Source organism: Novosphingobium sp. KCTC 2891, from assembly GCF_025938155.1.
In the GTDB taxonomy this organism is placed as follows: Bacteria; Pseudomonadota; Alphaproteobacteria; order Sphingomonadales; family Sphingomonadaceae; genus Novosphingobium.
On record NZ_JAPCZG010000012.1, the window covers coordinates 91,781 to 103,161 of the forward strand.

The following is an 11,381-nucleotide window of genomic DNA, read 5'->3' on the forward strand; positions in this document are numbered from 1 at the left end:
CTCCAGATAATTACAGTTCCTTCGACCTCAACAAGTCGAAGGAAGCTACATGCGAACACGATCATCATTGCCGTTTCGAGCGGCCCCGCTCCGGGTCGAAGACCCGCCCAGTCACGGCACCCTACTCACCGCATTCCTCTCCTCTTTGTCGCTCGACGAGAGGTCAGCCTGTGCGGTTCTGTTTGGCGCTGCTGCCCGCCATTTCCTGCATTGGCTGGAACTGCATGGGATCGCGGTCCGCATGATCGACGATCGGGCTGTTCGGCGGTTCGAGAAGCATCGGTGCCGGTGCCACCGGTATTCGGCGCAGCAGCCAGTATATAAGGCGGACATTGCAGCGCGGGTCAGACGCTTCGTCCGCTTCCTGGAAGATCAAGGATACGTCGAAGTCGACGAAGGGATCGACGATCTACCACGGCACCTCGCCGACTATTCCGATGCGATCGATCACCTGCAACTCGCCGAGGGACCGGCGCAGTCCTATCGATCTGAGGCCGAGCATGTCGTGGCCTGGCTTCGCATTGCGCGACGACGGTGGGCCGATATCGACGACACGATCATCGACCAGTACGCCGTGCATGATTGCCGTTGCCCGGTCTGGCGCAAGCGGGGCAAGCTGGTCGCCACGGGCACCAAGCGGCGGCGGCGTTGCGCTCGGCACTTCGTCGAGTTTCTGCGGGGTCGGGGCGTCATCCCATCGGTTGAACCGGTGGTGGACGATAACCCGCACATGGCGGCATATCTTACATGGCTCGCGCAACATCGCGGCGCGACCGACGAGACGATCCGGCGTTACCGGACTGATATCACGCGGCTCATGCCCATGCTCGGCGAGCCTTCACAATGGGATGCAGCCGCTCTCAGGCGCGCGTTCCAACGACGAAGCAAGGAGACGCCGGGTTCGGCATCGCTGCTCGTCACGATAATGAGGAGCTACATTCGGTTCCTGATCGTGCAGGGTGATTGCCGTCCGGCATTGTTGCACGCGATTCCATCAGTGCAGCGCTACCGCCTCTCGACGCTGCCCCGCCACGTTGACCCGGCGACGATCGAGAAGATCATCGCAGCCTGTCCGTCAGGTCGTCCCGTGGAGGTCCGGGACAAAGCCATCATTCTCCTGCTCGCCAGGCTCGGACTGCGAGCGGGCGATGTCCGGGACATGCGGCTCGACGATATCGATTGGCGGGGCGGGTACATCCGGGTCAAGGGCAAGACCCGAAGGCCGGACCGGTTGCCACTGCCGCAGGATGTCGGCGACGCGATTCTGGCATATCTTGCGGCAGCCCGCCCGACGGCCGTCGAAGAGCATCTGTTCTTACGCGTGCAAGCTCCGTTCCGGCCATTCCGCTCGTCCGCGGAGATCGCAGGCATCGTCGCACGCACACACGAGCGCGGTGGGATCGAAGGGGTGCCGACCGGGTCGCACATATTCCGGCATTCGCTTGCCACCAACTTGCTGCGCGCGGGCGCAGGCCTGGAGTCCGTTGGGACCATCCTGCGTCACAGCTCGCCCGAGACCACTGCCATCTACGCCAAGGTCGATCTGCCGATGCTCATGAAGATCGCGCAGCCGTGGCCAGGAGACCTGCCATGCTGAACATGCACATTTCCAGATACGTCACGCTGCATCGCAGCCTGGGTCGCAAGTATTCCGAACAGGACCGGATGCTCCGCCAGTACGCTGCATACGCCGAGGGTTTTGGCGATCGGCACACTCAGGTTCAGCGCATCTACGACTGGTGCCACACGTCGAGCTCACAATATGTGGCCCGCCGGAGGTTCGACACCGCACGTAACTTCAGTCTTTTCGCTCAAGCCGAAGATTCAGGCCACGAAGTTCCGCCTGCCGGCGTCTTCGGCCGGGGCAAGCGGCCACGCCCGACGCCGACTATCATTGAACCGGACCAGGTGCAGGCGATCATGACTGCAGCTTTGGGCGTTCCACCCCAAGGCACGATCAGCCCATACACGTACCATTACCTGTTTGGTCTGCTCGCGGCGACAGGTCTCCGGATTTCCGAGGCCCTTGCGCTGCAATGCAGCGATCTGGTCGAGGATGGCCTGATCGTCCGCAACGGCAAGTTCGGTAAACAGCGGCTTGTAGCGTTGCAGTCATCGACGCGCCAAGCACTCGAAGCATATCTCGCCACCCGGGCAAGGCTCGGCGCCACGGGCAATGACCTGTTCGTGACCATCCGGGGAAGAGCCCCCCATAAAGTGCGCGCACACATCGTGTTCGTCAGGCTGGCCCGACAGCTTGGATATCGTGGACCAACTGGAACGGCCGGGATGCGGCTACACGACTTGCGGCACACTTTCGCCGTACGTTCCCTTGAGTCCTGCCCACCCGACAGGGAGGCGATCGCACACCACATGGCCGGACTCAGCGTCTATCTTGGGCACGCGTCGGTCGCCAACACGTATTGGTATCTCGAAGCCACTCCGGTGCTGCTGCGCGACATCGCTGCCGCCAGCGAGCAACTTTACCGGGGAGAGGCGGCATGACGGCGCTCGCTCCGCATCTCTCGGCATACCTGCGTGAACATCTGCCACGCGAACGCGCTGTCAGTCCGCACACGGTGAAGACCTATGCCAACTGTTTCGTCCTCCTCGTCCAGTTCGCTGCCGATCGGCTGAAGCGCCGACCGACCGATCTTGAGATCGAAGATTTCGGCACCGACATGATCATGGCCTTCCTGGACCATGTCGAGACCGGCCGCGGCAGCTGCGTGCGGACCCGTAATGGCAGGCTCGCTGCGATCCGGTCCTTCTTCCGGTACATCGAGTATCGGATTCCAGCCTGCCTCGATCAAGCTCTCCGCGTCAGATCGATCCCGACCAAGAAGACTGACAAGGCGCTGATCGACTATCTCGACCGGGCGGAGATCAAGGCCTTGCTTGATGCCCCGGATCCCCGGACACGGCTTGGCACCCGTGATCGCGCGATGCTGCATCTGGCCTATGCTGGCGGGCTGAGGGTGTCGGAACTCGTAACGCTGCAGCTGCGCGATTTCCCGGACCGCTCCCTGTCCACCGTGCACATCATGGGTAAGGGTCGGCGTGAACGGGTCCTGCCGCTCTGGAAAGAGACCCAGTTCGTATTGCGCGCGTGGCTTGCGATACGGCCCGACGCGCAAGCTGCCGAGATATTTCTCAATGCCAACGGGCAGCCCATGACCCGTGACGGGTTTGCATTCCGACTGGTTGAACACGTCAAGACCGCGGCAACGAAGCAGCCGTCGATCCTTGGCAAACGGGTTACGCCGCACGTGCTGCGGCATTCCTGTGCGATGCACACGCTCGCGGCGACCGGGGACATTCGCAAGGTCGCATTGTGGCTCGGCCACGCCAGCATCCAGAGCACCGAGACCTACCTGCGGGCCGATCCCGAGGAGAAGCTGCAAATCCTCGCGGCTCACGGTGCCCCCGCCATCAAGCCCGGGCGCTTCAAGCCACCATCCGATGCCCTGATTACCATGCTTACCGACGTTCGAAGGCGGGCCTAGCCCGTCTCCCAACATTCCCCCTGACCCTCATATTATCTGGAGTGAAATCATGGAAGACCGAAGGAAACCTGCGCCTCCTGCCGCCACGCTCGACATAAACTGCGACTGCAAAGAAGCGATCGTGGACTACCTCACCCGAGCCTTCCCGACCCGGCAGATGGAAGAATACACCGACGAGCTCGGCGATGTGCGCTCGCGGCCGATGTGGGACGAGGCGGGTAACCCGGTCCATAACCCGCAGGCCGAGGCCGCGCGCGCCGATCTGATCGAGCATATCTGCGCGATGCCGCCGATCCCGACCGCGCTCGATGCCCTGCTCGAGCACTACGGCGTGACCGCGGTGGCCGAGGTCACGGGGCGGAGCAAGCGCCTGGTCCGTGACGGTTCCGGCCAGCAGCGCCTCGAAAGCCGTTCGCCCCGGACCAACCTTGCCGAAACCACTGCATTCATGACCGGGGCCAAGTGTATCCTCGTCTTCTCCGACGCGGGCGGTACGGGGCGCAGCTATCACGCCAGTCTTGATGCCAAGAACCAGCAGCGCCGGGTGCATTTCCTGCTCGAGCCCGGATGGCGCGCGGACCGTGCAATTCAGGGGCTAGGCCGCACCCACCGAACGCACCAGGCCTGCCCGCCGCTGTTTCGTCCGGTTACCACCGACTGCAAGGGCGAAGCGCGGTTCACCAGCACCATCGCCCGGCGCCTCGATGCATTGGGCGCGCTGACCCGCGGCCAGCGCCAGACCGGCGGGCAGGGGATGTTCGATGCGTCCGACAACCTCGAGAGCATCTACGCCAAGCACGCGCTCCACGACTGGTATGGCCTGCTCGCGACCGCCAAGCTCAAGAGCACGACCTTGTCCGAGTTCCAGCGGATGAGCGGGCTCGAGCTCACCGATCAGGACGGCGTGCTGCGCGAGGACCTGCCGCCGATCCAGCGCTGGCTGAACCGCATCCTCGCTATGAAGATCGCCGTCCAGAACGCCATCTTCGACGAGTTCCTGACCCTCGTCGAAACCCGTGTCTCGGCGGCGAAGGAAGCAGGAACCTTCGACATCGGCGTCGAGACCGTGGCGGTCGAGGTCTGCGAGGTGCTGTCCGACACGGTGATCCGGACCGACCCCGTGACCGGCGCGACCTCGCACCTGCTCGAGCTGTCGCTGACCCAGCGGCGCAAGGTCCTCTCGCTCGAACGGGTGATCAAAATGGCATCCTGTGAGGAACAGCCGCTGTACCTGCGCAACGACAAGTCCGGTAAGGTGGCGCTCGGCATCGCGGCGCCCTCGCACATGGATGAAGAAGGGCACATGATCCGCCGCTACGAACTCGTGCGGCCGCTGCGTAGCGAGTACATCCGCGCTGACCGGCTCGATGAGTCCGCCTGGGAGCCCGTGACCAAGGCCAAGTTCACCGAGCTGTGGGAGGAAGAATACGCCGCCGACGAGAGCCAGCTCGTGACCGAGACCGTTTATCTCGCGACGGGGCTGCTCCTGCCGATCTGGGGCGCGCTTCCCAAAGAGGACCTTACGGTCAACCGCATCGTCGACAAGTCGGGCGCCTCCTGGCTCGGCCGCCATGTCCACGACCTCTACGTCGATGCGACCCTCGAGAAGCTCGGGGTTGCCCGCAAGGCGCAGACCGATCCCGCCAAGATTGCTGCCGCCATCCTTGGCGGGGGCACCTGGAAGGCGCCGCATCCCCTCAATTTCACCATCCGCACGTCGCGGGTGAACGGTTCCCGAAGGATCGAGATCGTCGACGTTGAAGCTGCGCGCATTCCCGAGCTCAAGGCCAAGGGCTGCTTCACGGAAATCATCAGCTACAAGACGCGCGTGTTCGTGCCCATGGACGGCGCCGAAGCCATTCTTGCGGCGATAATCGGCTGACTTTCAACCCGTGACGTTTTGACGATCAGGTCGGTCGGAGCGCACACTGAACCGTGCTCAATGCGGCAGGCCTCCCAATCGGCCTTGCAAAGTGTGCCCATCTGACATATTTAATCCCTAGCTAGGGAGTCATTAAATGACGGACGAATTCTCCGCACGCGAAGTGGCGTTCCTCGCCGATGTCTCGGTGCGTGCGGTCGACAAGGCGATCGAAGAGCGGGTCCTGGCTGGAATACGCGCCAAGGCTCGTGGACGTCGGCGCATGCTGCCTCTCCATGCGGTGCCCTATGCGGCGATCGTTACACGCTTGCCGGTAATGCTCTCGCTTGCCACCAAGCGCGATCTGGTCCGCAAGTTGTCCGAACGTCCGACCGAGCGGATGACAGCCGAACCGCTCGAAATCGCTCCTGCCGTGGTTATCGATGTCCCGGCCCTGGTCGGCTCGGATCTTGCCGAACGCGCGGAGCGCTACGGCAAGGCGCGAGAAGATTACATCGTCGCTGACCCAGAAATCATGGGCGGAACCCCGGTGCTGCGCGGCACACGCATGACGGTCTACGCGATTCTCGGCAGGCTTGAGGGCGGGGATACCATAGCGGACATCATCGAGGACAACCCGCATCTGAGCCGCGAGGCCCTCGAAACCGCTGCCCTCTATGCTCGCACCCATCCCCTGGTCGGTCGGCCAGGCGGTCGTCCCTGGGCAAAAGCCGCTTGAGACTGTTCATCGACCGAGTGCCTGTCGCCGCTCCTCGCCCGCGTCCTCAATGAGACGGGCGAGCATGACGCGATTCACCCCAGGGACATGGGCCGCCTCGGCGAACCGGATCACGCCGTGTTGGCCCGCTGCCTCGCCGAAGACCGGATCATCGTCACCGAGAATGCGATCGATTTCCGCAAGCTCGTGGGCCGCGAAGAAATCCACCCTGGACTGATCATCCTTCCGAGCGTCCGCCGCGATGACGCCCAGCGACTTCTTGACGAAGCCATCGACCACCTCGAATCGCTTGGGACCCCTTCCGATGTGATGGTCAACCATGTCCTCGAGGTTAGCCAGGACGGAGCCTTCCAGCTTTTCGAACTTCCGTGACCGTGTGACGCGCCGGCCATCGGTTGGCAGCGCTAACGTCGATCCCATTCTCGCTTCGCTCATTTAACACCACTGGTGTTAGACGAAGCCTGCGTTGTTCGATCCGTTTCGATTGGTGCGCTCGCCTCGTCCCGTGAGGCATAAATCCGATATTTATGCCTCATGCGCCCGCGTGGACCGTCGTTGGCGGCGCGGTTGCACCCGGGAATCGGGCAATCCTGAAACCATGAGGGGAGGGGGGCTGGAAGGGGTGAGCCGAAGGGCTCGGCCAAATCCGGCCTTCAGGAGCACTCCCATGAACGACATCGAGTTGATACCGCTCGGCAAGCTACGGCTGTCCGAAGCCAACGTCCGCAAGAACGACAGCAACCTCTTCATCGAGGAACTGGCCGCCAATATCGAGGCCAAGGGCCTCCTCCAGAACCTGATCGTGGTGCCCGCCAAGAAGCGCGGCATGTTCGACGTGACCGCGGGCGGCCGCCGCCTGCGAGCCCTCAACTTTCTTCTGGCCGCCGGCAAGCTCCCCAAAGACCACCCCGTCGCCTGCCGGGTGCTGGACATCGATGCCGCCGAGCAGTCCGAACTTTCGCTGATTGAGAATGTCATCCGGCTCGACATGACGCCGACCGACGAGATCCGCGCCTACAAGCACTTCGTTAACGAGGGCAGCGACCTCGACGCGATCGCCAAGCGGTTCGGTCGCACCCGCCGCTTCATCGAAGGCCGCCTGCGGCTTGCTGACCTCGCCGATCCGATCTTCGCCGCGCTCGAGGAAGGCAAGATCACCCTCGATGTCGCCAAGGCCTACGCGACAACGCCGAACCACGACCGCCAGATGATGGTCTGGAACGAATTGTCGAACAGCTGGCAGGGCAACAACCCCGACTCCATCCGCCGCATGGTCACGCACAGCGCGATCCGCTCGTCTTCGCCGATGGCCAAGCTCGCCAGTGAGGCCGACTATCTCGCCGCTGGCGGCAAGATCGAGCGCGACCTCTTTACAGAGGACGGCGGCGAGACCTGGATAGATGCCGAAATTGCGCAGCGCATCGCCGGCGAGAAGCTCCAGGCCTTTGCGGCCGAGGTCGCCGAAACCTCCGGCTATGCCTGGGTGCGCCCGATCCTCGAAACCCGCGTCACCTACAACGCGACCGAAGACCTCCACCAGGTCCATCTCGAACCGGCGCCGCTCACCGAGGCGGAACAGGTCGAGGCCGACAAGCTGCTCGAGACGATCTCGGCGCTCGAAGCCGAAAGCGAGACGCTCGACGAGGACGACGAGGCGGCTGCGGCCGAGTTCCAGACCCGCTGGGAAGCCGCGAGCAGCGCCTACGACGCGCTCCATGACAAGGCCCCGGTGATCCCCGAGGAGATGAAGGCCAACGTCGGCTGCTTCGTGATCATCGGCGCTGACGGTCAGCCAGCGGTCGCCAGCGGCCTCTATAGCGACAAGCCGCTCGAACGGCGCAAGGCCCGCGGGTCCGACGGGGGCGAGGGCGCCAGCGGAGCAGCAGGGGAGGGCGGCTCCGCCTCGTCCGCCCCCAAGCCGCTCTCGCAGAAGCTGGTCGAGGAACTTGCCGTGCAGCGCCGTGACATCCTCGCGATCAACCTCGCTTCGAACCCGGCGATCGCGCTCGATTATCTGATCTTCGCCATCGCCGACTCCCGCGCGCTCTATAGCGCGCAGGCCTTGGGCACGACGCTCCGCGCGCCGTCGCCTTCGCTCTACCTCGCCAACTACCCGGAAAGCCCTGCGCACACGCTGATGGCCGACATGCGCGAGACGCTCGACCTGTCGTGGACCGAGCACCGCCGCACGGTCGACCGGTTCTCGGCGTTCAGCGCGCTCGACGACGATGCCAAGGCAAGCTGGCTCGCCTGGTGCATGGCAAAGACGCTCGAGGCCAGCATGGGGATCGACAAGAAGACAGGTCAGTCCGGTCCCGAGCCGATCGACCTCCACGATCATCTCGCCGCGCTGATGGGGATCAACGTCGCCAGCCACTGGCGGCCGACCTCGGCCAACTACTTCGACCGCGTCAGCAAGCAGGCGCTGCTCGCCCATGTCAGCGAAGTCGGCGGACCAACCATGGCGGCGAGTTTCATGGGCTCGAAGAAGGGCGATCTCTCGGCCTCCTGCGAGAAGCTGTTCGCCGGCGAGACCATCGTCGCCCCCGAGGTCAAGGAAGCTGCGCTCGCCTGGGTGCCCGAGGCCATGCGGTTCCGGGTGCTCGCTGCGAGCGAGCCCGATGAAGAAGCACCGGTCGAGCACGAACCGGACAGCGATGCGGACGAGCTCGAACCTGCCGAGGAGCAGGACGCCCACGCCGATGAGACCGTCGACGCCTGACCCAGCCTTGCCGGCACGCTGCCCGCGCATCCCTTGCGCCCTGCGGCAGCGTGCCGGCCCATCCAGGAACCACCCCATGACCATGATCACCAAGCTGCGCGCCCGGGTCTCTCCGCACGCGATCTCGAAGGTTACCCGGATATTCAACGGGACCCTCGACGACATCTTCAACGAGCTCTTCCAGAATGCCCGCCGTGCGGGAGCAACGAGCATCACGGTCACCGCCGAGCACATGGGCGATGCCTGCCTCATCACGGTGAGCGATGACGGCGCCGGGATCGCCGACCCGGTAGACCTCCTATCGCTGGGCCAATCCGACTGGTCCGACGAATGCCGTACCCGCGAGGATCCGGCAGGCATGGGCTTCTTCAGCCTGGCCGGCCTCGACACGGTGGTCAGTTCGCGGAGCGCTGACGGCGCGTTCTCGCTCGCGATCACGGGCGATGCCTGGACCGGCGAGGCCGACATCGATGTGCTGCCCTTCGACGGCCCGCGCGGCACGGCCATCACTTTCCGGTTCGATCCGCAGCCAGACGGCAAGCTCGAACGCTGCGTCGAGGCGGCGGCGCGGTTTCTGCCGATCCCGGTCAGCTACAACGGCAAGGAGCTCGCGCGGGCCGATTTCCTCGCCGATGCGCACAAGGTCATCGAGCGTGACGGTTTCCGGATTGGCGTGTTCCGCGATCGGCACTCGCCCCACATCGCGACGCTCAATTTCCACGGGGTCACGCTGAAACACGCCTTCCCGGTCGTGAAGGAAGTTCACCACACCCAGTGGTCCGTGCAGGTCGACGTCATCGACGCGCCCGATCTCGTCCTGGTGCTGCCCGCCCGCAAGGAAATCTACCGCAACGCCGCACTCGACCGTCTCGTGGCGCTCTGCCGCGAGGCGATCTTTTCGGTCATCCGGGAGGAACCGTTCCACCGTCTGAACTTCGAGAACTGGCTCGAAGCGAGCTTGTATCACGACGACTTCCCGCAAGCAGCGCGGCAATTGCCGCTGTGGTACCCGACCCTCGCCCGCGACAGCTACCGCGAGGTGCCGCGCTTTGCCGACCTCGAGCCGGGCGCAGCGATCTACGATGACACTGATTCCTTCGATGCCGTCACTTTCGGCCGCGCCTTGCGGCGCTCGAACGGCGGCGAGATGCACCGCCTCGGCGGCCCCGAGCCGCGTGCATTCTACGAGCCGATCACCAACTTCATCGGCTATCCCTGGTACGACGCCCTCCCGGCCTTCGTGCGCACCGGCGAACGCTTCACCTTCGATGACGGCATGCCCACCGATGAAGAGGGTGCCGTTACCCTGCGCCCCGATGCGATCACGATCGAACTCACCGATCAGCACGACCGGCGGCTCGATCTCGAGACCGACTTTGCGATTCTGGAAGATGCCGACACCTGGGGCGATCCGGACTGCGCGCGCATCGCGCTGACCCGCACCACCGCGCTTGGGCCCGATGATCTCACCGACCTCATCATCGATGCGGTGTTCAGCCCTTCCGACGATTCCGATGCGGACAGCTACGACACGCAGCAAACCCGCTTCCGCCACGACGCGGCGGTGCGCGCCCTTGCCATCCTCGAAGGCGAGGACGCGGCAATTCTTGCCGGCATTCGCATGGCTTTCGCCGACCGCGTCGCATGGCGCATCCCGCACGGGCGCACGCTGCGCCTCTCCTGGTCGAGCGCCGCCTCTGACCTCACCCTCGATCCCGCCCAGGAGGGCCCGGCCCAATGACCCGTCAGCCGAAACCCGACGTCGCGCAGGTCATCACTGACCTGATCCTCGAGAAGATCGCCGCCGGCACCGCTCCGTGGCTCAAGCCCTGGACCTCGACCAGCACGCGCCCGCTTCGCCATAACGGCGTCCCCTATTCGGGGATCAACACGTTCTTCCTTTGGGCTGTCGCCGAGAGCCGGGGCTACGCCAGCCCCTATTGGATGACCTTCCGCCAGGCGCTCGAACTCGGCGGCCATGTCCGCAAGGGCGAAAACGGCTCGTTCAGCGTGTTCTACTCCTCGGCGCGCAAGACCGACACCGATCGCGAGACCGGTGAGACGACCGAAAAGACCATCCGCTTCATGAAGTGGAACCACGTGTTCAACGCCTCGCAGATCGAGGGGCTGCCGGCGCATTACTACCCCGAGCCGCCCGATCCCAAGGCGATCGGCGAACTCTCGGTTGGGGTGCAGGCCTTTCTCGACGCGATCCCGGTCCGCGTCGTCCACGGCGGCGACAGCGCGCATTACACGCCGAGCACCGACACGGTGACGCTCCCGTCACCCCACATGTTCCATTCGATCGAGGCCTATTTCTCGACCCGCTGCCACGAGCTCGGCCACGCCACAGGGTCGGCCAAGCGGCTCAATCGCCAGTTCGGCAAGCGCTTCGGGGACGACGCCTATGCCTTCGAGGAAATCGTCGCGTTATCTGGACAGTCTGCACCGTGCCTGACGCTTCATTGAAGGGTATCGTCCGGGCGCGACGCAGGGGGGCATCAGGCCGGATGAAGCGCTCCCAATAAGCTGGCGTAGTCCGGCCTGATGACC

The 11,381-nt window shown here is 64.3% G+C and carries 8 protein-coding genes and 1 pseudogene; all 9 read left to right on the forward strand.

All coding sequences use genetic code 11. The features are described from left to right. Nucleotides 1-49: 49 nt before the first annotated feature. The 9 genes and pseudogenes from OLX02_RS17755 to OLX02_RS17795 all read left to right on the forward strand — a co-directional run bounded on the left by OLX02_RS17755 (nt 50) and on the right by OLX02_RS17795 (nt 11,297). Nucleotides 50-1,597 (forward strand): tyrosine-type recombinase/integrase, encoded by a 1,548-nt coding sequence (locus OLX02_RS17755; protein WP_264424962.1) that lies wholly within the window; start codon nt 50-52, stop codon nt 1,595-1,597. Next, nucleotides 1,591-2,505 (forward strand): tyrosine-type recombinase/integrase, encoded by a 915-nt coding sequence (locus OLX02_RS17760; protein WP_250171427.1) that lies wholly within the window; start codon nt 1,591-1,593, stop codon nt 2,503-2,505. Before OLX02_RS17755 ends, OLX02_RS17760 begins: the two co-directional genes overlap by 7 nt. After that, on the forward strand, nt 2,502-3,506 hold the full coding sequence (locus OLX02_RS17765) for a tyrosine-type recombinase/integrase (protein ID WP_250171426.1): 1,005 nt from the start codon (nt 2,502-2,504) through the stop codon (nt 3,504-3,506). The genes OLX02_RS17760 and OLX02_RS17765 overlap by 4 nt, the downstream gene beginning before the upstream one ends. Before the next feature lie 109 nt (nt 3,507-3,615). Further along, nucleotides 3,616-5,388, forward strand: a pseudogene (locus OLX02_RS17770) (strawberry notch C-terminal domain-containing protein); the annotation flags it as partial. 136 nt (nt 5,389-5,524) lie between these two features. Beyond that, nucleotides 5,525-6,106 carry a DUF433 domain-containing protein gene (locus tag OLX02_RS17775; protein WP_264424967.1) on the forward strand — a complete coding sequence of 194 codons (582 nt, stop codon included), beginning with the start codon at nt 5,525-5,527 and terminating at the stop codon, nt 6,104-6,106. Between the two features lie 72 nt (nt 6,107-6,178). Further along, nucleotides 6,179-6,478, forward strand: coding sequence for a DUF5615 family PIN-like protein (locus OLX02_RS20225; protein WP_413630391.1), 300 nt, complete (start codon nt 6,179-6,181; stop codon nt 6,476-6,478). A gap of 295 nt (nt 6,479-6,773) precedes the next feature. Continuing rightward, a complete protein-coding gene (locus OLX02_RS17785; RefSeq protein WP_264424971.1) occupies nt 6,774-8,828 on the forward strand; it encodes a ParB/RepB/Spo0J family partition protein in 2,055 nt (684 codons plus the stop codon). 76 nt (nt 8,829-8,904) lie between these two features. After that, a complete protein-coding gene (locus OLX02_RS17790; RefSeq protein ID WP_264424972.1) occupies nt 8,905-10,569 on the forward strand; it encodes an ATP-binding protein in 1,665 nt (554 codons plus the stop codon). Continuing rightward, nucleotides 10,566-11,297 (forward strand): ArdC family protein, encoded by a 732-nt coding sequence (locus OLX02_RS17795; RefSeq protein ID WP_264424973.1) that lies wholly within the window; start codon nt 10,566-10,568, stop codon nt 11,295-11,297. Before OLX02_RS17790 ends, OLX02_RS17795 begins: the two co-directional genes overlap by 4 nt. The last annotated feature ends 84 nt before the right edge of the window (nt 11,298-11,381 follow it).